This window comes from Pseudomonas sp. GW823-FHT02F05 (genome assembly GCF_058797315.1).
In genome coordinates this window covers 198836-222889 of sequence record NZ_JBXAJM010000005.1, presented here as the reverse complement: position 1 = coordinate 222889, position 24054 = coordinate 198836, and the positions used below count along the sequence as shown (strand labels likewise).

Sequence of the window (24054 nt, the reverse complement as noted above, 5' to 3'; positions counted from 1 at the left end):
GATCGTCGGGTGTCAGGTAGATAGGTGTCGGCTTTCAGACCGTCATCGCAGGCAAGCCAACTCCCACCTTTGTACCACCTGCATTCAGATAGAACTTCTGCACCCAGCCCCGCCTCATAACTAACAAGCCCACCGCCCCGGCAACCCCATGGACCTTGTCATCGCCCGCCCCGAAGGCCTCTACTGCCCTGCCGGTGATTTTTATATCGACCCCTGGCGTCCAGTGGAACGTGCGGTCATCACCCACGCCCACGGCGACCACGCCCGCACCGGCAATCAACACTACCTGGCCGCCGCCCCCGGCGAAGGTATCCTGCGCTGGCGCCTGGGCCAGGACATCAACCTGCAAACCCTGGCCTACGGTGAACGGTTGGTGCATCACGGCGTGACCTTGAGTTTCCATCCCGCCGGGCATGTACTGGGCTCGGCCCAGGTACGCCTGGAATACCAGGGCGAGGTCTGGGTGGCGTCCGGCGACTACAAGGTCGAACCCGATGGTACCTGCGCGCCCTTCGAACCGGTGCGTTGCCACACCTTTATCACCGAATCCACCTTCGGCCTGCCGATTTACCGCTGGCAGCCCCAGGCGCAGATTTTTGCCGGGATCAATGACTGGTGGCAGGCCAATATCGCCAGCGGCAAAGCCAGCGTGTTGTTCTGCTACTCCTTCGGCAAGGCCCAACGCATCCTCCATGGGCTGGACGCCAGCATCGGCCCGATCCTCAGCCACGGCGCGGTCGAGCCGTTGAACCGGGTGTACCGCGAAGCGGGCATCTACATCCCCGAGACCCTGTATGCCGGCGACTTCAAAAAGACCGACCCACTGCTGCGCCAAGCCCTGATCATCGCCCCGCCCTCCGCTGGAGGCAGTACCTGGATGCGCCGCTTTGGCGACTACAGCGACGCCTTCGCCAGCGGCTGGATGCGCCTGCGCGGTACCAGACGGCGGCGCGGCGTGGACCGTGGCTTCGTGCTCTCGGACCACGCCGACTGGCCGGGCCTGTTATGGGCCATCGAACAAACCGGCGCGCAACGGGTGATGGTCACCCATGGTTCGGTCGGTGTGTTGGTACGCCACCTGCGGGAAAAGGGCTTGGATGCCCAAGGCTTCAGCACCGAATACGGTGATGACGAAGAAGAGGCCACGGCATGAAAGCCTTCGCTGAGCTGTACGCCAACCTCGACGCCACCACTTCCAGCAATGCCAAGCTCGCCGCCCTGCAGGCCTACTTTCTGCAGGCGCCGCCAGCAGATGCCGCTTGGGCCGTTTACTTTCTTAGCGGCGGGAGGCCACGACAGCTGGTGCCGACGCGCCTGCTACGGGACATGGCCACCGAAGCGGCCGGTATCGAACCCTGGCTGTTCGAAGAGAGCTACCAGTCCGTAGGTGACCTGGCCGAGACCATCTCACTGCTCCTGCCAGAATCCACCTACACATCCGAAGACGGCCTGGCCGTGTGGCTGGAAGAAAAACTGCTGCCCCTGCGCGGTCTGCCACCCTTGGACCTTGCAGACCGGCTGCCGGCGCTGTGGGCGCAACTGGACCAACCGAGCCTGATGGTGTGCATCAAATTGATCACCGGCAGCTTCCGGGTCGGGGTATCCAAACTGCTGGTGACCCGCGCCCTCGCCGCCATGGCCGATCTCGACAGCAAACGCGTGGCGCAGCGGCTAGTGGGTTACACCGATTTGTCGAACCGTCCCACAGCCGAGGGCTATCTAAAGCTGATTGCCGCCGAATCGTCCGACGAACACGCGCAACGTGGCGGGCAACCCTATCCGTTTTTTCTGGCTCACGGGCTGGCGCAACCGGTGGAGCAATTCGACACGCTGCTCGGTTCACCCGCCGATTGGCAGGTGGAATGGAAGTTTGATGGCATTCGCGCACAACTGGTCAAGCGCGAGGGACGCCTGTGGGTCTGGTCTCGCGGTGAAGAGTTGCTGACTGAACGCTTCCCTGAACTCCACAGCCTGGTCAGTGGCCTGCCCGACGGTACGGTGATCGATGGCGAAATCGTGGTGTGGAAAGACTCGGTGCAACCCTTCGCGCTGCTGCAACAGCGCATTGGCCGCAAGACCCTGAGTAAAAAAGTCCTTGAGGATGCGCCAGTGGCGGTGCTCGCCTACGACTTGCTGGAGTATCAGGGCGACGACTGGCGCAACCACATCCAGGCCGAACGTCGCACCCAATTGGAACAGGTGATCGCTACGTGCAACCAACCGGTGTTATTGCCTTCGCCCTTGCTGGAAGGCAAAACCTGGGCAGCCTTGGCCGAGCAGCGCGAAGCCTCTCGCAGCCTGGGCGTGGAAGGCATGATGCTCAAGGATCGCAACGGCCTCTACGGCGTGGGCCGCACCAAGGACATGGGCCTGTGGTGGAAATGGAAGGTCGACCCCTTCAGCGTCGACGCCGTGTTGATCTACGCCCAGCGCGGCCATGGCCGGCGCGCCAGCCTCTACAGCGACTACACCTTCGCGGTATGGGACGGCCCACCGGGAAGCGAGCGCACACTGGTGCCGTTCGCCAAGGCGTATTCCGGGCTGACCGACGAGGAAATGCGCAAGGTCGACGCCATTGTGCGCAAAACCACGGTGGAGAAGTTCGGCCCGGTCAGCAGCGTGACGCCCAGCATGGTGTTTGAGTTGGGTTTTGAAGGGATTGCCCTGTCCAAGCGGCACAAGAGCGGGATTGCGGTGCGGTTTCCGCGGATGCTGCGCTGGCGCCAGGACAAGGCGGTGGATGAAGCGGACAACCTGGCCACGCTACAAGACTTGCTGACTTGACATAGCACCCTGTGGGAGCGGGCTTGCTCGCGAATGCGGTGGTTTAACCAACTATTCAGTGACTGACACAACGCATTCGCGAGCAAGCCCGCTCCCACATGCCTGGTCTACCTTTGACCCGAAATAGTGCGCTCATTTGCTGACGCCCATTTTTGGGCGCCGCCTACACTTGGAACTGCCTTATCCCATCGTTTAAAAAGCCCATCCGGAACTATGGTGCAGAAATTGCTACTTGTGATGGGTCTGACACCGTTCAGTAACAGTCCTAATCGCGCCACAAGCGCTTATCTTGGTTTCCAGGGATTACATAATGAAAAAAGCATTGCTGACCCTTTCTGCACTGGCTCTGTGCATGGCTGCTGGTGTTGCTACAGCCAAGGAATACAAGGAACTGCGTTTTGGTGTCGACCCTTCCTACGCACCGTTCGAATCCAAGGCCGCCGACGGCAGCCTGGTGGGCTTCGATATCGACCTGGGCAATGCGATCTGCGCGGAGCTGAAGGTCAAGTGCAAGTGGGTCGAAAGTGACTTCGACGGCATGATCCCGGGCCTGAAAGCCAATAAATTCGATGGCGTGATCTCGTCGATGACCGTGACCCCAGTGCGCGAGAAGGCCATCGACTTCTCCTCTGAGCTGTTCTCCGGCCCGACTTCGCTGGTGTTCAAGAAAGGCGCTGGCTATTCGACGCCAGAATCTCTCAAGGGCAAATCCGTGGGTTACGAGCAAGGCACCATCCAGGAAGCCTACGCCAAGGCCGTACTGGATAAAGCCGGGGTGACCACCAAGGCTTACGCCAACCAGGACCAGGTGTACGCCGACCTGACCTCCGGGCGCCTTGACGCTTCCGTGCAGGACATGCTCCAAGCCGAACTGGGCTTTCTCAAGTCGCCAGCCGGTGCTGGCTATGAAGTGAGCGCAGCTATCGACGACCCACTGCTGCCGTCGAAAACCGCTATCGGTATCAAAAAAGGTAACACTGAACTCAAGGCGCTTTTGGATAAAGGTATCAAAGCGTTACACGATGATGGCACCTACGCCACTATCCAGAAGAAACACTTTGGCGATCTGAACCTGTACAGCGGCAAATAATGCCTGGGGCGCCCTGCTTCGGGTGGGGCGCTTTTTTATCGCCATAGGTCCTGATTTATGTTCGAAGATCTGTTGCAAACCCTCGGGCTGAGCGCATTCAGCGTGAAGGGTTTCGGCCCGCTGTTGCTGCAAGGCACCTGGATGACCATCAAGTTGTCGGTGCTGTCCCTGGCCGTCAGCGTATTGCTGGGCCTGCTCGGCGCCAGCGCCAAACTGTCCAGCCTGGCCATTGTGCGTATCCCCGCCCAGCTCTATACCACTCTGATTCGCGGTGTGCCGGACCTGGTGCTGATGCTGTTGATTTTCTACAGCCTGCAAACCTGGCTCAGTGGCTTTACCGACTTTATGGAATGGGAATACATCGAGATCGACCCGTTCAGCGCCGGGGTGATCACCCTGGGCTTTATCTACGGTGCGTATTTCACCGAAACCTTTCGCGGTGCGATCCTCGCCGTGCCCCGCGGCCAACTCGAAGCCGCCACCGCTTACGGGCTCAAGCGCGGGCAGCGGTTTCGCTACGTGACCTTCCCGCAGATGATGCGCTTTGCGCTGCCGGGCATCGGCAATAACTGGATGGTGATGCTCAAGGCCACCGCACTGGTGTCGATCATCGGCCTCGCAGACTTGGTAAAAGCCGCCCAGGACGCTGGCAAGAGCACCTATCAACTGTTTTATTTCCTGGTGCTGGCGGCGCTGATCTACCTGTTGATCACCAGCGCCTCCAACTTTGTCTTGCGCCGACTTGAACGTCGCTACTCCGCAGGCGCCCGGGAGGCAGTGCGATGATTGAGCTATTGCAGGAATACTGGCGCCCTTTTCTTTACAGCGACGGCCAGCACATCACCGGCCTGGCCATGACCTTGTGGCTGCTCAGCGCCTCATTGGTCATCGGTTTTCTGGTGTCGATTCCACTGTCCATCGCCCGCGTTTCGCGCAAGCGCATGGTGCGTTGGCCCGTGCAGTTCTACACCTACCTGTTTCGTGGCACTCCGCTCTATATCCAATTGCTGATCTGCTACACCGGCATCTACAGCCTTGCCGCCGTACGAGCACAACCGGTGCTGGATGCGTTCTTTCGCGACGCGATGAACTGCACCCTGCTCGCCTTCGCCCTCAACACTTGCGCCTACACCACGGAGATTTTCGCCGGGGCAATCCGCAGCATGGCCCACGGCGAAGTCGAGGCGGCCAAGGCTTACGGCCTCAGTGGCTGGAAGCTGTACGCCTACGTGATCATGCCTTCCGCGTTGCGACGCTCGTTGCCCTACTACAGCAACGAAGTGATCCTGATGCTGCATTCGACCACCGTGGCCTTTACCGCGACGATCCCGGACATCCTCAAAGTGGCGCGGGATGCCAACTCTGCCACCTTCATGACCTTCCAGTCATTTGGCATTGCCGCACTGATCTACCTGACGGTGACCTTTGCCCTGGTCGGCCTGTTTCGCCTGGCGGAACGTCGTTGGCTGGCCTTTCTCGGGCCGAGTCACTAAGGAGCTTGCATGCACCATCAGCTACATGACCTGATCGCACCGGTGCCCGGCACGGCGCGGCAGATCCACAGTTTTCACTTCGGCCCGCAGCAGCCCGAAGGCAAGGTGTACATCCAGTCCTCCCTGCATGCCGATGAATTGCCAGGCATGCTGGTGGCCTGGCATTTAAAGGCGCGCCTGGCAGAACTTGAAGCGACCGGGCGCTTGCGCAGCGAAATCGTGCTGGTGCCCGTCGCCAACCCGGTGGGCCTGGAACAGGTATTGATGGATATCCCCTTGGGCCGCTACGAACTGGAAAGCGGGCAGAACTTCAATCGCCTGTTCGTCGACCTCAGCGAAGACGTGGGTAACCAGGTCGAAGACCTGCTGGGCGATGATCCCCAGCGCAATGCCCAATTGATCCGCAGCGCACTGTCCCGCGCCCTGGCCGCGCACACCGCCCAGACCCAGTTGCACTCCCAACGCCTGGTGCTGCAACGCCTGGCCTGTGATGCCGACGTGGTGCTGGACCTGCATTGCGACTTCGAAGCCGTGGCGCACCTGTACACCACGCCCGAAGCCTGGCCACAGGTAGAACCGTTGGCGCGCTACCTGGGCTCGGAGGCCAACTTGTTGGCCACCGATTCCGGTGGGCAGTCTTTTGACGAGTGTTTCACCCTGGTGTGGTGGCAGTTGCAGCAACGCTTCGGCGAACGCTACCCGATCCCCATGGGCAGCTTGTCGGTGACCGTCGAGCTGCGTGGCCAGGGCGATGTCAACCACGGCCTCGCCGCGCTGGACTGCCAGGCCATCATTGATTATTTGATCCACTTCGGCGCCATTCGCGGCAATGCAGCCCCCTTGCCTGCCCTGGCCTACCCGGCTACGCCGTTGGCGGCGGTGGAGCCAGTGACCACTGCAGTGGGTGGCTTGCTCGTGTTCAGCGCCCTGCCGGGGGAATACCTGGAGGCGGGGCAATTGGTCGCTGAAATCATCGATCCCATTACAGACCGCGTGACGCCTGTGCACTGCCAGCACGCCGGGCTGCTTTACGCCCGTTCGCTACGCCGCATGGCCACGGCCGGCATGGTGACCTGCCATGTCGCCGGCACACAGGCCTACCGCAGCGGTTATCTACTTTCGCCTTGAGGATGCATGCCACATGTACAAACTGACCGTTGAAGGCCTGCACAAAAGCTATGGCGACAATCAAGTGCTCAAAGGTGTGTCGCTCAAGGCCAAGACCGGTGATGTGATCAGCCTGATCGGCGCCAGTGGCTCAGGCAAGAGTACCTTCCTGCGCTGTATCAACTTTTTGGAAACCCCCAACGATGGCGCCATGACCCTGGACGGCCAGGCGATTCGCATGGTCAGCGACCGCCATGGCATGCGCGTAGCCGACGACGCCGAGTTGCAACGCTTGCGCACGCGGCTGGCGATGGTGTTCCAGCACTTCAACTTGTGGAGCCACATGAGCGTGCTGGAAAACATCACCATGGCCCCGCGCCGCGTGCTGGGTTGCAGTAAAAAGGACGCCGAAGACCGTGCCCGCCGCTACCTGGACAAAGTCGGGCTGCCGGCGCGCGTGGCTGATCAATACCCGGCGTTCCTCTCCGGCGGCCAGCAGCAGCGTGTCGCCATCGCCCGCGCCCTGGCCATGGAGCCGGAGGTGATGCTGTTCGATGAACCCACGTCGGCGCTGGACCCGGAGTTGGTGGGCGAAGTTTTGAAGGTGATCCAGGGCCTGGCCGAGGAAGGCCGCACCATGATCATGGTGACCCACGAGATGAGCTTTGCGCGCAAGGTTTCAAGCCAGGTGCTGTTCCTGCACCAGGGTCTGGTGGAGGAGCAGGGCTTGCCGGAGGATGTGCTGGGCAATCCGAAAAGCGAGCGCCTGCAACAATTTTTGAGCGGCAACTTGAAGTAGGCGCGAGCTTGCTGTGGCGAGGGAGCTTGCTCCCGCTGGGGCGCGAAGCGGCCCCCGCTCTTTGCTCAAAAAGACTGGGACTGCTACGCAGTCCAGCGGGAGCATGCTCCCTCGCCACAGGGCAGCGCTTCTGCTTGACTGAATGGCATTAGGCAGTTGAACGTCGGCGCTGCCTACGGGGTCTTTGAACTAACCCCTCCAGAGCGTCCGCTGCCGCATGGCAAAAACCCACGATTTCGCCAAGCAATGGTTTGCCACCCAAGGCTGGAAGCCATTCGCCTTTCAGAAAGAGGTATGGGCCGCGGTCAAGGCCGGCCAGTCGGGGTTACTGCATGCCAGCACCGGGGCGGGTAAAACCTATGCCTTGTGGTTTGCCGCACTCAACCGTTTCGCCATCACCCGCCCGCCCGCCACAGGCAAACGCAAACCGCCTGCCGAGCCGCTGACCGTGCTGTGGATCACGCCAATGCGCGCCCTGGCCGCCGACTCCGCACGATCCCTGCAAGCCCCGCTGGAGGCCTTGCAGATTCCCTGGAGCGTGGGCCTGCGCACCGGTGACACCAGCAGCAGCGAACGCGCGCGCCAGACCCGTCGCCAACCCACCGCTCTGGTCACCACTCCGGAAAGCCTGACCCTGATGCTGGCCCGTGCCGACAGTGAAACCAGCCTCGCGCACCTGCGCATGGTCATCGTGGATGAATGGCACGAACTGATCGGCAATAAGCGCGGCGTGCAGTTGCAACTGGCACTGGCACGCTTGCGGCGCTGGCATCCTGAGTTGATGGTGTGGGGTATTTCCGCGACGCTGGGTAATCAGGCCCACGCTTTGGAGGTACTGGTTCCACAGGGCGGCGGCATGAATGTACAGGGGCAAACGGCCAAGGCACTGAAAGTCGACACCTTGCTGCCGCCCGTCACCGAGCGCTTTCCCTGGGCCGGGCATATCGGCTTGAAGATGTTGCCGCAAGTGGTCGCCGAGGTAGAGGCCAGCAGCAGTTGCCTGGTATTTACCAACACCCGGGCCCAATCGGAAATCTGGTATCAGGCGATTCTCGACGCCCGACCGGACTGGGCCGGATTAATTGCACTGCACCACGGCTCGCTATCGCGGGAGACCCGGGACTGGGTGGAGCGAGCGTTGAAAGACGGGCAACTCAAGGCGGTGGTGTGCACGTCCAGCCTGGACCTGGGCGTGGACTTCCTGCCGGTGGAACGGGTGCTGCAAATAGGCTCCGCCAAGGGTGTCGCGCGGCTGATGCAACGCGCCGGACGTTCCGGCCACGCGCCAGGGCGGCCCTCACGGGTAACGTTGGTGCCAACCCACAGCCTGGAGCTGGTGGAAGCCGCAGCCGCCCAGGATGCGATCGCCCAACGGCGCATCGAAGCGCGGGAATCACCTTACAAGCCGCTGGATGTGCTGGTACAACACCTGGTCAGCATGGCCTTGGGCGGCGGGTTTACTCCGGCGGCACTGTTGGACGAAGTGCGCGGCGCCTGGGCCTATCGCGACCTCACCGAAGCGGATTGGGCCTGGGCCCTGGGGTTTGTGCGCCATGGTGGCCTGTCACTCACCGCTTATCCGGATTACCGCCGGGTGGAGCCCGATGAGCACGGCATCTGGCGTGTTCCGGATGCCCGCCTGGCACGCCGCCACCGCATGAGCGTCGGCACCATCGTCAGTGATGCCAGTATCCAGCTCAAGTTCTGGAGCAAGGGCGGCGGCGGCAAGAACCTGGGCAGTGTCGAGGAAGGCTTTATTGCAAGGCTCAAGCCGGGGGATGGGTTTCTGTTCGCCGGGCGCTTGCTGGAACTGGTGCGTGTGGAAAACATGACCGCCTATGTGCGCCGCAGCAACGCGAAAAAAGCCGCCGTGCCACGCTGGAATGGCGGGCGCATGCCCCTTTCCAACGAACTGGCCCAGGCGGTGGTCGAGCGTTTTGATACCGCCGCGCATGGGCACTTCGACGGCCCAGAGATGAAGGCGGTGCAACCGTTGCTGCACACCCAATTGCGCTGGTCCGGGCTGCCGACCCGCGAGCATTTGCTGGCTGAAACCCTGCGGTCGCGGGAGGGCTGGCACTTGTTTTTGTATCCGTTCGCTGGCCGCCAAGTACACTTAGGCTTGGCCAGTTTGCTGGCGTGGCGGGTCAGCCAGCAGCAGCCGCTGACCTTTTCGATTGCGGTGAATGATTATGGCCTGGAGCTGTTGAGCGCCACCGAGGTGCAGTGGCCCCAGTTGTTGAATACAAGGTTGCTGAGCCCCCAAGGCCTGCTGGCTGACGTAATTGCCAGCCTCAATGCCGGCGAACTGGCCCTGCGCCGCTTTCGCGAGATTGCGCGAATCGCCGGGCTGGTATTTGCCGGGTACCCCGGCGCGCCAAAAAGCACGCGACAGGTGCAGGCTTCCAGTGGTTTGTTCTTTGAAGTGTTCAAGCAATATGACCCACAAAATCTGCTGCTGGCCCAGGCAGGAGAAGAAGTTCTGCGGGACGAGCTGGATATTCGCCGGCTGGAACAGACGCTGAATCATCTGTCGACGCTGAAGCTGGACCTGCACAGGATCCAGCGGCCCACGCCCCTGGCCTTTCCGCTGCTGGTAGAACGGATGCGCGAAAGCATGAGCTCGGAAAAACTCTCGGAGCGCATCGCGCGGATGGTCAAGGACCTGGAAAAAGTCGCCGACAAAGGGCAAGGCTGATGCATTACCCACTGACGCTGGAAGGTGAAGAGCTATGGCTATTGCCGGAGAAAGCTGTGTACTGGCCCGCGCGTAAATGTTTGCTGATCGCCGACGCGCATTTTGGCAAGGCGTCGGCCTATCGCAGCCTGGGGCAGCCGGTGCCACAGGGCACGACTACGGCCAACCTGGAAGGCCTGGACAGGCTGTTATCGGCCCTACCCTGCGAACAGTTGATCTTTCTCGGGGATTTCCTGCACGGCCCCGGATCTCACGCCAGCGGCACCCTGAACGCAATCCGGGCCTGGCGTGAGCGCAATCGCACACTGGCCTTGATCTTGATTCGCGGCAATCACGACAAACGTGCCGGCGACCCACCACTGGACTTGGGCATCGACGTGGTCGCGGAGCCTCTGCTGATGGGCCCTTTCGCCTTGCAACATGAGCCCGACGCCCATGCCAGCCATCATGTACTGGCGGGGCATGTGCATCCTGTGTACCACCTGCGCGGTAAAGGGCGCCAACGGCTACGCCTGCCGTGCTTCCAGGTCGGCGGGCGGGTAAGCCTGCTGCCAGCCTTTGGCGCGTTTACAGGGGGCTATGCCGTGGAGCAGGCCCCAGACCGCCGAATCTATGTGATCGGCGATCACCACGTCTGGCCGATTCAATGATCGATAAGGCCTGCTCAGGGATCAGGCCACGGGCGCGGGTGGCGGCTCGTCCGGTAAGGTCGGCTCACCCGGTTCGGTAGGCTGTGGGTAATCAGGTTCGGGTTGACCTGGGATGCCCCCCGCGTGCGCGGGGTTGGCCATCAAGGACCAGGCCAGAACACCAATCTGGTTGGGTTCAAGCCGGGCGAGTTCTGCGCTGATTCGCGGGTCGATCTTCATAAGGTACTCCTCAAGTATGGCCCGGCGCGTTTCACACGCGCCGAAGCAGTACACCTAGATAGAGTCACTTTCTGCAGACAAATTCCCTTTACCCGTAGGCGCTTTCGATCAAGCGCGTGGGAGAGTGACGCCGCGCTGGCCCTGATACTTGCCCGCACGGTCCTTGTAGGACACTTCACAGGCCTCATCGGACTGCAGGAACAGCATCTGTGCCACGCCTTCGTTGGCGTAGATTTTCGCCGGCAAGGTCGTGGTGTTGGAGAATTCCAGGGTGACGTGGCCTTCCCACTCAGGCTCAAGCGGCGTGACATTGACGATAATGCCGCAGCGGGCATAGGTGCTTTTACCCAGGCAGATGGTCAGCACGTCGCGAGGAATACGGAAGAACTCCACGGTGCGCGCCAGGGCGAAGGAGTTGGGCGGGATGATGCACACGTCGCTCTTGACGTCGACGAAGCTCTTTTCGTCGAAGTTTTTCGGATCGACGATCGCCGAATTGATGTTGGTGAACACCTTGAATTCATCGGCGCAACGCACGTCGTAGCCATAGCTGGAAACGCCGTACGAAATCACGCGCTCGTCGCCTTCGCCACGAATCTGGCGTTCGACGAACGGCTCGATCATGCCGTGTTCCTGCGCCATGCGGCGAATCCACTTGTCCGATTTGATGCTCATGGCGGTGTCCTGAATAGCGAGGCGAAAAAAATCTGTGGGCCATCTTACCGGGGCCGGCGTTGGGGTTCAAAGGCCGCACCGGTTTTCTTGATCAATGCACTGCCAGCTATAAGCCGCAGCCAGCGTGGCCGGGGCCCGGGTGCCCGGTGCCAATGACTGTAAATACCACCGCCAGTCACGAAATTAGAGAAACCTTCGGAAATACCATTGGCACGTTCCTGAAAAAGGGTTAAGGTGGCGCCACTGTGCTGCTTGTGTCACTGAGAATCTCTACACGATATGTTGAATTTCGATCCAACCATCTCCAAGAATTTTTCCTGCTCTTTGCACTCAGTCTCGGCCAGGGCTTTTCCTGAGTCGCAGTTAACTTTGTCCAAGGAGATACACCATGTCTAATCGCCAAACTGGTACCGTTAAGTGGTTCAACGATGAAAAAGGCTTCGGCTTCATCACTCCACAATCCGGTGACGACCTGTTCGTTCACTTCAAAGCTATCCAATCCGACGGCTTCAAAAGCCTGAAAGAAGGCCAACAGGTTTCTTTCATCGCTACCCGCGGTCAGAAAGGCATGCAAGCTGAAGAAGTTCAAGTTATCTAACTTGTACTGACTTAGTCGAAAAAACCCCGCCCTTAAAAGCGGGGTTTTTTTATGCCTGATCGTTCCCGCGCTCTGCGTGGGAACGCCTCTTGTGACGCTCGGCGTCGCGCTTTGGGACGCCGAGCGTCCAGAGCTGCATTCCCACGCAGAGCATGGGAACGATCAGGGCACAGCAAAACGCCCGGTGCATTCACATGCATCGGGCGTTTTGTGATCGCTGCCCTACCAATCGTTATTGGAACAACGACTCACTCGACAAGCCATTCTTCTCCAGGATCTCGCGCAAGCGCTTGAGGCCCTCTACCTGGATCTGCCGCACCCGCTCACGGGTCAGGCCGATCTCCAGGCCTACATCCTCCAGGGTGCTGCTCTCATGGCCGCGCAGGCCGAAGCGGCGAATCACCACTTCACGCTGCTTGTCCGTGAGCTCTGACAGCCACTGGTCAATACTTTGGGAAAGATCATCGTCTTGCAGCAGCTCGCAAGGGTCTGTCGGACGATCATCGGTCAGGGTGTCCAGCAGGGTCTTATCCGAATCCGGCCCCAGCGAGACATCGACCGAAGAGACACGCTCGTTAAGGCCCAGCATGCGCTTGACCTCCCCTACCGGTTTTTCCAGCAGGTTGGCGATCTCTTCAGGCGAAGGTTCATGATCGAGTTTTTGCGTCAGCTCACGCGCCGCCCGCAGATAGACGTTGAGCTCCTTGACCACATGGATCGGCAAACGGATCGTGCGGGTCTGATTCATGATCGCCCGTTCGATGGTCTGGCGAATCCACCAGGTGGCATAGGTGGAGAAACGGAAGCCCCGCTCAGGGTCGAACTTCTCCACAGCCCGGATCAAGCCCAGGTTACCCTCCTCGATCAGGTCCAACAGGGAAAGCCCACGATTGACGTAGCGTCGGGCGATCTTCACCACCAGGCGCAGGTTGCTTTCAATCATGCGCTTACGCCCAGCCGGATCGCCCTTCTGCGACAGACGCGCAAAATGGACTTCTTCTTCGGGGGTCAACAGAGGGGAAAAGCCGATTTCATTGAGGTACAGCTGGGTCGCATCGAGCGCCCGGGTGTAATCAACGTACTTGTGCTGCTTCAACGCAGCAGCATTTTTGGATTTGGTGCGAACTGAAGGTGGTGATACCCCTTCATTATCTGACATCGTTTCCAAATCGATGCCGGTCTCCATAAGGAGAACCTCATCGTCGATGTCAAACTCCGGCACTTCTTTACTGAGAGCCATTGTTATAGTCCTTTGGTGAGTTCGACCTCAAGCTCAAGCGACGCCTCTATCCTTGGCAACGCTGGAGCCTGTTCCTTCTACGTGAGGGAACAGGCTGTGCAACACATCAACGACGGGGCAGGAATTGCAGCGGATCTACAGGCTTCCCTTGGCGGCGAATCTCAAAGTGCAGTTTCACCCGGTCTGTGCCCGTTGACCCCATTTCGGCAATCGTCTGTCCGACCTTGACCTGCTGCCCCTCCCGAACCAACAACCTGCGGTTATGACCGTAGGCACTGACGTAGGTATCGCTGTGTTTGATGATGACCAGCTCGCCGTAGCCCCGCAAACCACTCCCGGCGTACACCACCGTCCCATCAGACGCAGCTAAAACAGGCTGTCCCAAATCCCCGGCGATATCAATGCCTTTATTCAAACTACCGTTTGAAGAGAATTTTCCAATCAACACTCCGTTTGAAGGCCATCCCCATCCGGTCGGCGCAGGCCCGGCAGGTGGCAACGGCGCGGGTGGCGGCTTGCTCGCAACCGTAGGCGTGGCGCTGCCTGCAGGCCGAGTGATGATGGTGGTCTTGCTCGAGGACGATGGCGAAGAACCCGACTTTGTCACAACTGCCGTAGGTGCAGAACCTGAGCGACCATCGAAACGAATGGTCTGCCCCGGATGGATCGTATACGGCACAGGAATGTTGTTACGGGCGGCCAGCGCCTTGTAGTCCCAGCCATAACGAAAGGCAATCGAGAACAGGGTGTCGCCTTTGCGCACCACGTATTGGCCGGTGGTGACCGTAGGTCTCTGGGGGGTTGCGTTGGTACGGTCAACGACCCGCGCACCGCCGGATGGCGTGCTCGAGCAGGCTGCCAATAAGGAACTCAAGACAAGGCCAAGCACCAGTCGCTGAAAGCTTGTTTTACTCATTCGCTGCGCAGGACCTGTGAGACTCACCCGCCGCTCCCTTTGTGGTGGCTGAACGTTAACGCCTGGATCAGGCTTGAAATATGACGCAAGTATAACTGGGCATTGGCTTTTTACTGGCACCTGACTGAAAGGAAAAATTCATCATGTTTAATCGTGGCTGCCAGGTGTGTTGATTCAATAGACCCCGCCGTAAGACACATCCCCGCCTACAGAATTCACTGCGCGCGAATAAATGATCAGGCCAGCGGGCCGTTGAGCAAGGGGACGAAACGCACAGCACCGAGTACATGCCGGGAAAAGCCTTCGTCTTCGCGGATAATAAGCATCAACTGTTGCACTTCGCCGGAGCCCACCGGGATGACCAAACGCCCGCCAGGCGCCAATTGATCCAGCAAGGCTTGCGGCACATCGGTGGCCACGGCGGTGACGATAATTCCGTTGTAGGGCGCCAGTGCCGGCCAGCCCTCCCAGCCATCGCCCCAGCGGAATACCACGTTGCGCAGGTTCAGCTCCACCAGACGCTCTTTGGCCCGGTCCTGCAGCACCTTGATGCGCTCGACCGAAAACACCCGCTCTACCAATTGCGACAGCACGGCCGTCTGGTAACCGGAGCCGGTACCGATCTCCAGCACCTTGTCCAATGGCCCCGCCGCCAGCAGCAGCTCGCTCATGCGCGCGACCATGTAGGGCTGGGAGATGGTCTGGTTGTGGCCGATGGGTAACGCTGTGTCTTCATAGGCGCGATGTGCCAGCGCCTCATCGACAAACAGGTGCCGCGGCGTGCGCCGGATCACTTCCAGCACCTGCGCGTTGGACAAGCCTTCTTCATACAGACGCTGGATCAACCGCTCCCGGGTGCGCTGGGAGGTCATCCCAATCCCACGGCGCAACAGATCGTCTTGTTCACGAGCCATCAACGCAGTCCCTCCAGCCAGCCATCAAGGCCACTGAAGGCATCACTGAAGGTGCGATCAAACAGCAGAGGGGTAACGGAGACATAGCCTTGCATCACCGCATGAAAGTCGGTGCCTTCGCCGCCATCTTCGGCGTCGCCGGCGGCGGCGATCCAATACCCTTCCTTGCCGCGAGGGTCGACCACCTTCAAGGGCGCCGCCGCACGGGCGCGATGGCCCAGGCGCGTGAGTTGGATACCGCGAATATGGTCGAGGGGCAAGTTGGGGATATTGACGTTGAGCACCGTACGCGGCGGCAGGTCCAGGGAAGCATGGGCCTCCACCAACTTGCGCGCGTAGTAGGCCGCCGTCGCCAGGTTATCCAGTTGCCGCGAAGCAAAGGAAAAGGCAAAGCCGGTGCGGCCCAGGAAGCGCCCTTCAAGGGCCGCCGCCACGGTGCCGGAATACAGCACGTCATCGCCCAGGTTGGCGCCCAGGTTGATCCCCGAGACCACCAGGTCTGGCTGGTGCTCCAGCAAACTGTTGATTGCCAGGTGCACACAGTCGGTGGGGGTGCCGTTAACGCTGATAAAGCCATTGGCCAGGACCCGCGGATGCAGCGGACGGTCGAGCGTCAGCGAACTGCTGGCGCCGCTCTTGTCCTGGTCGGGGGCAACCACCACGCACTCGGCGTAATCCTGCAGCGCAGCATGGAGCGCGGCAAGACCGGGTGCGGTGGCACCGTCATCGTTTGATATCAGAATACGCATGGGCTGTCCGTCTGCCCCACCGGCACCAGATCAACAAGCTCGCGCACCAAGACAGTGGCGAAGCATCCGGCCGGCAGGACGAATTCCAATTGCAGAATGTCAGGCCCGGGATAATGCCACGTCAAACCGCCAATGGGCAGTCGCAGAATGCGACGTTCCTGGCTCATTCCCGCCTTCACCAGCCAATCACGTAGGTCTGCTTCGCCAGCGGCGACAGATTGTTCCAGCTCGTACGTAAGACCTTTCGCCGGCGAGTCGCCTTCGCCCCACTGCGGGCCGGTGGGATGCAGGTCCAGGATCGCCAGGCGCGGGTCACTGCATTCAGCTTCCCCGGCCGGAAAAAAACTGCGACTGTCGGTAAACGCCAGCAGATCGCCAACTTGGGCACGCTGCCATGAACCGTCGGCGACGCGAGCCGCCAACACTTGGTTGAACAGGTAACTGCGAGCCGTGGACAGCAAGCGCGAGCGCACGTTGCGCTGCTCGGGCAGGGCCTTGCGGGCAGCCCACTCGCGAGCATCCACCACATTGCCGCCGTTGTGGCCAAAACGCTGGGTGCCGAAATAATTGGGGATGCCGTGCCGGGCAATCAACTGCAGACGTGCGTCGATGGCAGCGGTGTCGCCGGCCAGTTGGGTCAGGCGCAAGGTGAAACCATTGGCCGAATGGGCCCCACGCTGCAACTTGCGCTTGTGACGGGCGGTTTTCAGGATCTTGAGGGTGTCGTTTTCTGCGCCGCTCATGTCCGGGTCGGCCTTGCCGGGCAATTGCACGCTGAACCACTGGCGGGTCAGGGCCTGACGATCCTTGAGCCCGGCATAGCTGACGGTGCGCAATGGCACCCCAGCGGCTTTGGCGATACGCCGTGCCGCTTCCTCAGTGTTCAAGCCGCGCTTTTCCACCCACAGCCACAGGTGCTCGCCATCGCCGGTCAGCGGGATGTCCAGCACCTCATCAACCTGGAAGTCTTCGGCCGTGGCCTTCAGTACCGCGCTGCCCAGGGCCTCGCCATAGGCCCGCGGGCCCAGCAGTTGCAGGTCGTTCATGCGCGCAGCAACAAGGCGACGGAGTGCACCGCAATGCCCTCTTCACGACCGGTAAACCCGAGCTTTTCGGTGGTGGTGGCTTTCACGTTGACTTGATCCAATTCAATTTGCAGGTCTGCGGCGATCACTGCGCGCATCGCTTCAATATGGGGGGCCATTTTCGGCGCCTGGGCGACGATGGTGTTATCGACGTTGCCGACCTTCCAGCCCTTGGCATGGATCAGGCCGACCACATGGCGCAGCAACACACGACTGTCCGCCCCCTTGAAGGTGGGGTCGGTGTCCGGAAAGTGCTTGCCGATATCGCCTAATGCAGCCGCGCCGAGCAAGGCATCGCTCAAGGCGTGCAGGACCACGTCGCCGTCGGAATGAGCCAGCAACCCATGGTGGTGTGCAATGCGCACGCCGCCCAGGGTGATGAAATCGCCTTCAGCGAAACGGTGCACATCGTAGCCGTGGCCAATACGCATAAAAAAACGCCCCGATTTAATTCAGGGCGTGATTCTACCTACTTTTGCCTCAGATTAACCGAGCAAAGCACCACCATGATGGCGCAAATGGTCTTCGATGAAGCTGGCGATGAAAAAGTAGCTGTGGTCGTAGCCAGGCTGCAGGCGCAGTTCCAGCGGATGGTTGGCTGCCTTGGCCGCCTGCAGCAGGGCTTCAGGCTTTAGCTGAACGGCGAGGAAATCGTCGCGATCGCCCTGGTCCACCAACAGCGGCAGCTTTTCCGAGGCTTCGCTGATCAGCACGCAGGCATCCCATTCACGCCACTTAGAGCGCTCTTCACCCAAATAACGGGAAAAGGCTTTCTGACCCCATGGGCAGTCCATCGGGTTGTTGATCGGCGAAAACGCCGACACCGACAGGTAACGTCCAGGGTTGCGCAGCGCGCAGACCAGCGCACCGTGACCGCCCATGGAGTGGCCGCTGATGCCGCGCTTATCCGACGCAGGGAAATGCGCTTCCACCAAGGCCGGTAACTCCTGTACCACGTAGTCATGCATCCGATAGTGCTTGGCCCAGGGTTCCTGGGTGGCATTGAGGTAGAAGCCGGCGCCGAGGCCAAAATCCCAGGCGTTGTCCGGATCGTCCGGCACACCGGGGCCACGGGGGCTGGTGTCCGGTGCAACGATGATCAAGCCCAACTCGGCGGCCATGCGCTGGGCGCCGGCTTTCTGCATGAAGTTCTCATCGGTACAGGTCAGACCGGACAGCCAATACAGCACCGGTAATTTACCGCCCTGCTCTGCTTGCGGCGGCAGATAGACCGCGAAGGTCATGTCGCAACCGAGCACATCCGAATGATGCTTGTAGCGTTTATGCCAGCCGCCGAAGCTCTTCTGGCATGACAGGTTTTCCAGACTCATGGCCGACCTCAGAAGTGAATGACGGTACGAATGCTCTTGCCTTCATGCATCAGGTCAAACGCTTTGTTGATATCTTCCAGGCCCATGGTGTGAGTGATGAAGGTGTCCAGCGGGATTTCACCGGTCTGGGCCATTTCCACGTAGCTTGGCAATTCGGTACGACCGCGCACGCCACCAAACGCCGACCCACGCCAGACGCGCCCGGTGACCAGTTGGAATGGGCGAGTGGCAATTTCCTGGCCAGCACCGGCCACACCGATGATCACCGACTCGCCCCAGCCTTTGTGGCAGCACTCAAGAGCCGCACGCATCAGTTGTACGTTGCCGATGCACTCGAAGGAAAAGTCCACGCCGCCGTCGGTCAAATCCACGATCACATCCTGGATTGGGCGGTCGTAGTCTTTCGGGTTGATGCAGTCGGTAGCACCCAGTTGCTTGGCGATTTCGAACTTGGCTGGGTTGATATCGATGGCGATGATGCGCCCGGCCTTGGCCTTGACTGCACCGATAATCGCCGACAGACCAATGCCGCCCAGACCGAAGACGGCCACGGTGTCGCCCGGTTTGACCTTGGCAGTGTTGATCACCGCACCGATACCGGTAGTGACACCGCAACCGAGCAGGCAGACTTTTTCCAACGGCGCTTCTTTAGGAATCTTGGCCACGGAGATTTCCGGCAGCACGGTGTACTCGGAGAACGTCGAGGTGCCCATGTAGTGGAAAATCGGCTGGCCCTTGTAGGAGAAACGCGTGGTGCCATCCGGCATCAAGCCCTTGCCCTGCGTGGCGCGAATGGCCTGGCACAGGTTGGTCTTGCCACTCAGACAGAACTTGCACTTGCCGCATTCCGGGGTGTACAGCGGGATCACGTGATCGCCCACAGCCACCGAAGTTACGCCCTCGCCGATGGCTTCCACCACTGCGCCGCCTTCATGGCCGAGGATCGAAGGGAAGATGCCTTCCGGGTCAGCCCCCGACAAGGTGTAGGCGTCGGTGTGGCACACGCCGGACGCGACCACCCGCAGCAGCACCTCGCCAGCCTTGGGCATGGCGACATCCACTTCAACAATCTCAAGGGGCTTCTTGGCCTCGAAGGCTACGGCGGCACGGGACTTGATCATCCGGGTTTCTCCATCGGGTTAAAAACTGAGACGGTGAGTGTAAATCATCACCTATTGATGAATAATCCGGACTAAAGCAAAACATTATTGCTGTACAGGGACAATCACCATGCTGGAGAACCGCTGGGAAGGCATTGACGAGTTTGTCGCGGTGGCCGAATGCAGCCAGTTCACGGCGGCGGCCGAACGGTTGGGGGTGTCTTCATCCCATGTCAGCCGGCAAGTGGCGCGCCTTGAAGAACGCCTGCAAACCCGATTGCTGTACCGCAGTACGCGCAAGGTGACTTTGACCGAAGCCGGTCAGACCTTCCTGCAGCACTGCCAACGCCTGCAGGACGGTCGCGAGGAAGCGTTGCGGGCGGTGGGCGACCTGACCAGCGAACCCAAGGGCATGTTGCGCATGACCTGCGCCGTGGCCTATGGCGAACGCTTTATCGTGCCGCTGGTGACACGATTCATGGCGCACTATCCGCAACTGCGCGTGGACATCGAGTTGACCAACCGCTCGCTGGACCTGGTGCATGAAGGCCTCGACCTAGCCATCCGCCTGGGACGCCTGCAAGACTCGCGCATGGTTGCCAGCCGCCTGGCACCTCGACGCATGTACCTGTGCGCGTCGCCCTCCTACCTCGAACGGTACGGTCGGCCACACAGCTTGTCGGAGTTGAGCCGGCATAACTGTCTGATTGGCAGCTCGGATATCTGGCAAATGGCCCAGGATGGGCGGGAATTTTCCCAGCGTGTGCAAGGCAATTGGCGCTGCAACAGTGGGCAAGCGGTGTTGGATGCCGCGTTGCAAGGCATGGGCTTGTGCCGGTTGCCGGATTACTACGTGCTGGAGCATCTGCACAGCGGGGCGTTGGTGTCGCTGCTGCAGGCTCATCAACCGCCGAATACCGCCGTGTGGGCGCTGTATCCGCAGCAGCGGCATTTGTCGCCGAAGGTGAGGAAGCTGGTGGATTTCTTGAAGGTGGGATTGGCGCAGAGGCCGGAGTACAAGCATTGAATTGAGGTGGTCTGCACCGGCCTCATCGCGGGCAAGCCCGGCTCCCACAGTTGGACGTGTTGTTTGATGTGGCAGCGATCAAATGTGGGAGCTGGCTTGCCTGCGATGAAGCAGATTCGGTCTGACGGGTTACCGCCGGTTAGCCCAGCGCAACTTCAACCACTCCAGGTCTTCCGGCCGAGTCACCTTGATATTGTCCGAACGCCCTTCGATCAGGCGCGGTGCCTGCCCAGACCATTCCATGGCCGACGCTTCATCGGTGATCACCGCATCGGCCACCAGGCTGTCGGCCAAGGCGCGATGCAAGGCGCCCAGGCGGAACATCTGCGGCGTGTAAGCCTGCCAGATCAGGCGGCGATCAATGGTGTCCACCACACGGCCATGCTTGTCGACACGCTTGAGGGTGTCGCGTGCCGGTACCGCCAGCAGGCCGCCTACCGGATCGTCAGCCAGTTCCGCCAACAATTTGTCGAGGTCATCACGGCTCAGGTTAGGACGCGCAGCGTCATGCACCAACACCCAGTCGTCATCACTTGCGCCCAGGGCGTTGAGTTGCAGCAGCGCATTGAGTACCGAGCCGGAACGTTCCGAGCCCCCGTCGGCACGCTGGATACGCGGGTCATTGGCGCATGCCAAGGTGGGCCAATAAGGATCGTCAATTGCAAGACTGACCACCAGGCCCTTGAGGCATGGATGGTCGAGAAAACAGCCGAGGCTGTGTTCGAGAATAGTGCGCCCGCCCAATTGCAGGTACTGCTTGGGACGGTCCGCAGCCATACGGGCACCGACGCCCGCGGCAGGAATCACGGCCCAGAAGGCCGGTAAATCGTGGCTCATTGGGCCAACTGGTAGAGGGTCTCGCCCTCCTTGACCATGCCCAACTCATGACGAGCCCGCTCTTCAACGGTCTCCGTGCCTTTTTTCAGCTCAAGCACTTCAGCGTCGAGGACACGGTTGCGCTCCAGCAGGCGTTCGTTTTCGGCACGCTGGTCGGCAATTTGCTGGGTCAACTCTTCCACCTGCGCAAAGCTGCCATTACCGACCCATAGGCGGTACTGCAGGCCAGCCAGCAACAAGAGCAAGACGAGGAACAACCAATTGGGACTGCGCATCGAAATCCGGGTATCCATTGAATAAAGACAGTCATGCAAACCTTTTGCAGCAACTGATAGCACAAAGCCTGGAAAACCCAGGCTTGCGCTTGTCAGTCAGCAGATTAGCGCCGAAATTCACATTTTCGTGAGATTTCCGACGCAATCCGCCGACTTTTTACCATTTACTGCTTAGCCGCGAAACTCGCCGCGACCGTTGTACTTGGCTTTACCTGCCAATTGCTCTTCGATGCGCAGCAATTGGTTGTACTTGGAAACGCGATCGGAACGGCACAGGGAACCGGTCTTGATCTGGCCCGCCGAAGTACCCACGGCCAGGTCGGCAATGGTGGAATCTTCGGTTTCGCCGGAGCGATGGGAGATCACGGCGGTGTAGCCCGCGGCCTTGGCCATCTGGATGGCTTCCAGGGTTTCGGTCAGGGTGCCGATCTGGTTGAACTTGATCAGGATCGAGTTGGCGATCTTCTTGTCGATGCCTTCTTTCAGGATCTTGGTGTTGGTCACGAAAAGGTCGTCACCCACCAGCTGGATTTTTTCGCCGATCTTGTCGGTGAGGATTTTCCAGCCATCCCAGTCGGACTCGTCCAGGCCGTCTTCGATTGAGATGATCGGATAGCGCTGGGTCAAGCCTTTGAGGTATTCAGCGAAGCCTTCGGAGTCGAACACCTGGCCTTCGCCGGACAGGTTGTACTTGCCGTCTTCATAGAATTCGCTGGCGGCGCAGTCCAGGGCCAGGGTCACGTCGGTGCCCAGCGTGTAGCCAGCGTTGGCCACTGCTTCGGAGATGACTTTCAGTGCATCTTCGTTGGAGGCCAGGTTCGGCGCGAAACCACCTTCGTCTCCCACGGCAGTGCTCAGGCCACGAGCCTTCAGTACAGCCTTGAGGTGATGGAAAATCTCGGTGCCCATGCGCAGGCCTTCGGAGAAGGACTTGGCGCCCACTGGCTGCACCATGAATTCCTGGATGTCGACGTTGTTATCCGCGTGCTCGCCACCGTTGATGATGTTCATCATCGGCACCGGCATCGAGTAGACGCCCGGAGTGCCATTCAGGTTGGCAATGTGTGCGTACAACGGCAGGTCCTGGTCCTGGGCTGCTGCCTTGGCGGCGGCCAGGGATACCGCGAGGATGGCGTTGGCGCCGAGGCTGCCTTTGTTTTCAGTGCCGTCGAGCTTGATCATCGCGTGGTCCAGGGCTTTCTGGTCCAGCGGGTCCTTGCCCAGCAACAGGTCACGAATCGGACCGTTGATGTTGGCTACAGCCTTGAGTACACCCTTGCCCAGGTAACGGCTCTTGTCGCCATCACGCAGTTCCAGCGCTTCGCGCGAACCGGTGGAAGCACCGGACGGCGCGCAGGCGCTGCCGATGATGCCGTTATCGAGAAGCACGTCGGCTTCGACGGTGGGGTTGCCACGGGAGTCGAGAACTTCACGACCTTTGATGTCGACGATTTTTGCCATTGTTGTAAACACTCCAAAGTTGACGAAAACGACGCAGCTGAAGGAAATCTTTTGACCGACCGCAAGGGTGGAACAACGGGGCAGGCTTGCAGACGACAAGGCTCAGGCCCGGGGGCCTGAGCGTAAAGCGTGGGAAATTCTACCGGAGAAATGCCAGTTACGCGGTCTCTACCGTCGGAAAACTCTTGACCAGCTCGTCCAACTGCTTGAGTTGGGCCAGGAATGGCTCCAGCTTGTCCAGGCGCAGGGCGCATGGGCCATCACATTTGGCGTTGTCCGGGTCCGGGTGAGCTTCAAGGAACAGGCCCGCCAGGGACTGGCTCATGCCCGCCTTGGCCAGGTCCGTCACCTGGGCACGTCGCCCGCCAGCGGAGTCCGAGCGACCACCGGGCATTTGCAGCGCGTGGGTCACGTCGAAGAACACTGGGTATTCGAACTGTTTCATGATGCCGAAACCGAGCATGTCCACCACGAGGTTGTTATAGCCGAAGCTCGAACCCCGCTCGCAAAGGATCAACTGGTCGTTACCCGCTTCCACGCATTTGCTCAGGATGTGCTTCATCTCCTGAGGAGCGAGGAATTGGGCTTTCTTGATATTGATCACCGCGCCGGTCTTGGCCATGGCGACCACGAGGTCGGTCTGGCGCGACAGGAAAGCCGGCAACTGGATGATGTCGCACACCTCGGCGACCACGGCAGCCTGCTCAGGCTCGTGGACGTCGGTGATGATCGGCACGCCGAAGGCTTGCTTGATGTCCTGGAAGATCCGCATGCCTTCTTCAAGGCCCGGGCCGCGATAGGAGGTCACGGACGAACGGTTGGCCTTGTCGAAGCTGGCCTTGAAGACGTAAGGAATACCCAGCTTCTGGGTGACCCGCACGTACTCTTCACACACCTGCATCGCCATGTCGCGGCTTTCCAGCACGTTCATGCCGCCGAACAGCACCATGGGCTTGTCGTTGGCAATCTCGATGTCGCCTACGCGAATGATCTTCTGGGCCATCAG

The 24054-nt window shown here is 60.3% G+C and carries 25 protein-coding genes; 11 read left to right on the top strand and 14 right to left on the bottom strand.

The genetic code is table 11. The features are described from left to right. The first annotated feature begins 148 nt into the window (after positions 1–148). The 9 genes from AC1RAC_RS09025 (at position 149) to pdeM (ending at position 10621) form a co-directional block, all read left to right on the top strand. Positions 149–1153 carry a ligase-associated DNA damage response exonuclease gene (locus AC1RAC_RS09025; RefSeq protein ID WP_054897985.1) on the top strand — a complete coding sequence of 335 codons (1005 nt, stop codon included), beginning with the start codon at positions 149–151 and terminating at the stop codon, positions 1151–1153. Continuing rightward, positions 1150–2784, top strand: a complete 1635-nt coding sequence (locus AC1RAC_RS09020) for an ATP-dependent DNA ligase (protein ID WP_054917886.1) — start codon at positions 1150–1152, stop codon at positions 2782–2784. Before AC1RAC_RS09025 ends, AC1RAC_RS09020 begins: the two co-directional genes overlap by 4 nt. Before the next feature lie 310 nt (positions 2785–3094). Continuing rightward, positions 3095–3874, top strand: coding sequence for a transporter substrate-binding domain-containing protein (locus tag AC1RAC_RS09015; RefSeq protein WP_014717255.1), 780 nt, complete (start codon positions 3095–3097; stop codon positions 3872–3874). A 57-nt stretch (positions 3875–3931) separates the two neighbouring features. Beyond that, positions 3932–4660 carry an ABC transporter permease gene (locus AC1RAC_RS09010; RefSeq protein WP_492616505.1) on the top strand — a complete coding sequence of 243 codons (729 nt, stop codon included), beginning with the start codon at positions 3932–3934 and terminating at the stop codon, positions 4658–4660. Beyond that, on the top strand, positions 4657–5367 hold the full coding sequence (locus AC1RAC_RS09005; protein ID WP_054917884.1) for an ABC transporter permease: 711 nt from the start codon (positions 4657–4659) through the stop codon (positions 5365–5367). Before AC1RAC_RS09010 ends, AC1RAC_RS09005 begins: the two co-directional genes overlap by 4 nt. A gap of 9 nt (positions 5368–5376) precedes the next feature. Next, positions 5377–6495 (top strand): succinylglutamate desuccinylase/aspartoacylase family protein, encoded by a 1119-nt coding sequence (locus tag AC1RAC_RS09000; protein WP_492616504.1) that lies wholly within the window; start codon positions 5377–5379, stop codon positions 6493–6495. A gap of 13 nt (positions 6496–6508) precedes the next feature. Beyond that, positions 6509–7273: an ABC transporter ATP-binding protein gene (locus tag AC1RAC_RS08995; RefSeq protein WP_034126849.1), complete on the top strand. Its 765-nt coding sequence runs from the start codon at positions 6509–6511 to the stop codon at positions 7271–7273. Positions 7274–7490: 217 nt separating this feature from the next. Next, complete coding sequence (locus tag AC1RAC_RS08990; protein WP_057975610.1) at positions 7491–9971, top strand: ligase-associated DNA damage response DEXH box helicase; 2481 nt, start codon at positions 7491–7493, stop codon at positions 9969–9971. Continuing rightward, positions 9971–10621 carry a ligase-associated DNA damage response endonuclease PdeM gene (gene pdeM, locus AC1RAC_RS08985; protein ID WP_197882200.1) on the top strand — a complete coding sequence of 217 codons (651 nt, stop codon included), beginning with the start codon at positions 9971–9973 and terminating at the stop codon, positions 10619–10621. Before AC1RAC_RS08990 ends, pdeM begins: the two co-directional genes overlap by 1 nt. 21 nt (positions 10622–10642) lie before the next feature. Here the strand turns inward: pdeM and AC1RAC_RS08980 are convergent, their stop codons facing one another. Continuing rightward, positions 10643–10840 carry a hypothetical protein gene (locus tag AC1RAC_RS08980; protein WP_005785769.1) on the bottom strand — a complete coding sequence of 66 codons (198 nt, stop codon included), beginning with the start codon at positions 10838–10840 and terminating at the stop codon, positions 10643–10645. Between the two features lie 108 nt (positions 10841–10948). After that, the gene (gene dcd, locus AC1RAC_RS08975) at positions 10949–11515 is read right to left on the bottom strand and encodes a dCTP deaminase (RefSeq protein WP_003189215.1); all 567 of its coding nucleotides are present in this window, start codon (positions 11513–11515) and stop codon (positions 10949–10951) included. A gap of 388 nt (positions 11516–11903) precedes the next feature. Here dcd and AC1RAC_RS08970 point away from each other — a divergent pair, with 388 nt between their 5' ends. Then, entirely contained in the window at positions 11904–12113 is a 210-nt protein-coding gene (locus AC1RAC_RS08970; protein ID WP_002554837.1) for a cold-shock protein, read from the top strand. 232 nt (positions 12114–12345) lie between these two features. Here the strand turns inward: AC1RAC_RS08970 and rpoS are convergent, their stop codons facing one another. From rpoS to AC1RAC_RS08930, 8 genes are all read right to left on the bottom strand, one after another. Then, complete coding sequence (rpoS, locus tag AC1RAC_RS08965) at positions 12346–13353, bottom strand: RNA polymerase sigma factor RpoS (RefSeq protein ID WP_034126846.1); 1008 nt, start codon at positions 13351–13353, stop codon at positions 12346–12348. A gap of 106 nt (positions 13354–13459) precedes the next feature. Then, positions 13460–14296, bottom strand: a complete 837-nt coding sequence (locus tag AC1RAC_RS08960) for a peptidoglycan DD-metalloendopeptidase family protein (protein ID WP_034126845.1) — start codon at positions 14294–14296, stop codon at positions 13460–13462. A gap of 209 nt (positions 14297–14505) precedes the next feature. Then, positions 14506–15141, bottom strand: a complete 636-nt coding sequence (locus AC1RAC_RS08955; protein WP_169850588.1) for a protein-L-isoaspartate(D-aspartate) O-methyltransferase — start codon at positions 15139–15141, stop codon at positions 14506–14508. Between the two features lie 41 nt (positions 15142–15182). After that, positions 15183–15932, bottom strand: a complete 750-nt coding sequence (surE, locus tag AC1RAC_RS08950; RefSeq protein ID WP_003189210.1) for a 5'/3'-nucleotidase SurE — start codon at positions 15930–15932, stop codon at positions 15183–15185. After that, positions 15920–16978: a tRNA pseudouridine(13) synthase TruD gene (gene truD, locus AC1RAC_RS08945; RefSeq protein ID WP_034126844.1), complete on the bottom strand. Its 1059-nt coding sequence runs from the start codon at positions 16976–16978 to the stop codon at positions 15920–15922. The genes surE and truD overlap by 13 nt, the downstream gene beginning before the upstream one ends. Beyond that, positions 16975–17448: a 2-C-methyl-D-erythritol 2,4-cyclodiphosphate synthase gene (gene ispF, locus AC1RAC_RS08940; RefSeq protein WP_034126843.1), complete on the bottom strand. Its 474-nt coding sequence runs from the start codon at positions 17446–17448 to the stop codon at positions 16975–16977. Before ispF ends, truD begins: the two co-directional genes overlap by 4 nt. 54 nt (positions 17449–17502) lie before the next feature. After that, positions 17503–18348 (bottom strand): S-formylglutathione hydrolase, encoded by an 846-nt coding sequence (gene fghA / locus AC1RAC_RS08935; protein WP_197900961.1) that lies wholly within the window; start codon positions 18346–18348, stop codon positions 17503–17505. Positions 18349–18356: 8 nt separating this feature from the next. Next, positions 18357–19469 (bottom strand): S-(hydroxymethyl)glutathione dehydrogenase/class III alcohol dehydrogenase, encoded by a 1113-nt coding sequence (locus tag AC1RAC_RS08930; protein ID WP_003189203.1) that lies wholly within the window; start codon positions 19467–19469, stop codon positions 18357–18359. 109 nt (positions 19470–19578) lie between these two features. On the opposite strand from AC1RAC_RS08930, the gene AC1RAC_RS08925 reads away from it, so the two are divergent. Then, complete coding sequence (locus AC1RAC_RS08925; protein ID WP_492616503.1) at positions 19579–20475, top strand: LysR substrate-binding domain-containing protein; 897 nt, start codon at positions 19579–19581, stop codon at positions 20473–20475. 129 nt (positions 20476–20604) lie between these two features. Here AC1RAC_RS08925 and ispD read toward each other — a convergent pair whose 3' ends face one another. The 4 genes from ispD to kdsA form a co-directional block, all read right to left on the bottom strand. Next, positions 20605–21312 carry a 2-C-methyl-D-erythritol 4-phosphate cytidylyltransferase gene (gene ispD, locus AC1RAC_RS08920; protein ID WP_060764513.1) on the bottom strand — a complete coding sequence of 236 codons (708 nt, stop codon included), beginning with the start codon at positions 21310–21312 and terminating at the stop codon, positions 20605–20607. Continuing rightward, the gene (gene ftsB, locus AC1RAC_RS08915) at positions 21309–21587 is read right to left on the bottom strand and encodes a cell division protein FtsB (RefSeq protein ID WP_003189195.1); all 279 of its coding nucleotides are present in this window, start codon (positions 21585–21587) and stop codon (positions 21309–21311) included. The genes ispD and ftsB overlap by 4 nt, the downstream gene beginning before the upstream one ends. Before the next feature lie 171 nt (positions 21588–21758). Next, positions 21759–23048, bottom strand: a complete 1290-nt coding sequence (eno, locus tag AC1RAC_RS08910; protein ID WP_054897992.1) for a phosphopyruvate hydratase — start codon at positions 23046–23048, stop codon at positions 21759–21761. A gap of 157 nt (positions 23049–23205) precedes the next feature. Next, positions 23206–24051: a 3-deoxy-8-phosphooctulonate synthase gene (kdsA, locus tag AC1RAC_RS08905; RefSeq protein ID WP_003189190.1), complete on the bottom strand. Its 846-nt coding sequence runs from the start codon at positions 24049–24051 to the stop codon at positions 23206–23208. Positions 24052–24054 lie beyond the last annotated feature (3 nt).

Coding starts and splice junctions, on each gene's coding strand:
- AC1RAC_RS08990 (WP_057975610.1), top strand. CDS start 7,491: ATGGCAAAAACCCACGATTTCGCCAAGCAATGGTTTGCCACCCAAGGC.
- AC1RAC_RS09020 (WP_054917886.1), top strand. CDS start 1,150: ATGAAAGCCTTCGCTGAGCTGTACGCCAACCTCGACGCCACCACTTCC.
- AC1RAC_RS08980 (WP_005785769.1), bottom strand. CDS start 10,840: ATGAAGATCGACCCGCGAATCAGCGCAGAACTCGCCCGGCTTGAACCC.
- truD (WP_034126844.1), bottom strand. CDS start 16,978: ATGAACGACCTGCAACTGCTGGGCCCGCGGGCCTATGGCGAGGCCCTG.
- surE (WP_003189210.1), bottom strand. CDS start 15,932: ATGCGTATTCTGATATCAAACGATGACGGTGCCACCGCACCCGGTCTT.
- AC1RAC_RS09000 (WP_492616504.1), top strand. CDS start 5,377: ATGCACCATCAGCTACATGACCTGATCGCACCGGTGCCCGGCACGGCG.
- AC1RAC_RS09010 (WP_492616505.1), top strand. CDS start 3,932: ATGTTCGAAGATCTGTTGCAAACCCTCGGGCTGAGCGCATTCAGCGTG.
- AC1RAC_RS09015 (WP_014717255.1), top strand. CDS start 3,095: ATGAAAAAAGCATTGCTGACCCTTTCTGCACTGGCTCTGTGCATGGCT.
- fghA (WP_197900961.1), bottom strand. CDS start 18,348: ATGAGTCTGGAAAACCTGTCATGCCAGAAGAGCTTCGGCGGCTGGCAT.
- AC1RAC_RS08930 (WP_003189203.1), bottom strand. CDS start 19,469: ATGATCAAGTCCCGTGCCGCCGTAGCCTTCGAGGCCAAGAAGCCCCTT.
- AC1RAC_RS09025 (WP_054897985.1), top strand. CDS start 149: ATGGACCTTGTCATCGCCCGCCCCGAAGGCCTCTACTGCCCTGCCGGT.
- ispD (WP_060764513.1), bottom strand. CDS start 21,312: ATGAGCCACGATTTACCGGCCTTCTGGGCCGTGATTCCTGCCGCGGGC.
- AC1RAC_RS09005 (WP_054917884.1), top strand. CDS start 4,657: ATGATTGAGCTATTGCAGGAATACTGGCGCCCTTTTCTTTACAGCGAC.
- kdsA (WP_003189190.1), bottom strand. CDS start 24,051: ATGGCCCAGAAGATCATTCGCGTAGGCGACATCGAGATTGCCAACGAC.
- AC1RAC_RS08925 (WP_492616503.1), top strand. CDS start 19,579: ATGCTGGAGAACCGCTGGGAAGGCATTGACGAGTTTGTCGCGGTGGCC.
- dcd (WP_003189215.1), bottom strand. CDS start 11,515: ATGAGCATCAAATCGGACAAGTGGATTCGCCGCATGGCGCAGGAACAC.
- ftsB (WP_003189195.1), bottom strand. CDS start 21,587: ATGCGCAGTCCCAATTGGTTGTTCCTCGTCTTGCTCTTGTTGCTGGCT.
- ispF (WP_034126843.1), bottom strand. CDS start 17,448: ATGCGTATTGGCCACGGCTACGATGTGCACCGTTTCGCTGAAGGCGAT.
- rpoS (WP_034126846.1), bottom strand. CDS start 13,353: ATGGCTCTCAGTAAAGAAGTGCCGGAGTTTGACATCGACGATGAGGTT.
- pdeM (WP_197882200.1), top strand. CDS start 9,971: ATGCATTACCCACTGACGCTGGAAGGTGAAGAGCTATGGCTATTGCCG.
- eno (WP_054897992.1), bottom strand. CDS start 23,048: ATGGCAAAAATCGTCGACATCAAAGGTCGTGAAGTTCTCGACTCCCGT.
- AC1RAC_RS08995 (WP_034126849.1), top strand. CDS start 6,509: ATGTACAAACTGACCGTTGAAGGCCTGCACAAAAGCTATGGCGACAAT.
- AC1RAC_RS08955 (WP_169850588.1), bottom strand. CDS start 15,141: ATGACCTCCCAGCGCACCCGGGAGCGGTTGATCCAGCGTCTGTATGAA.
- AC1RAC_RS08970 (WP_002554837.1), top strand. CDS start 11,904: ATGTCTAATCGCCAAACTGGTACCGTTAAGTGGTTCAACGATGAAAAA.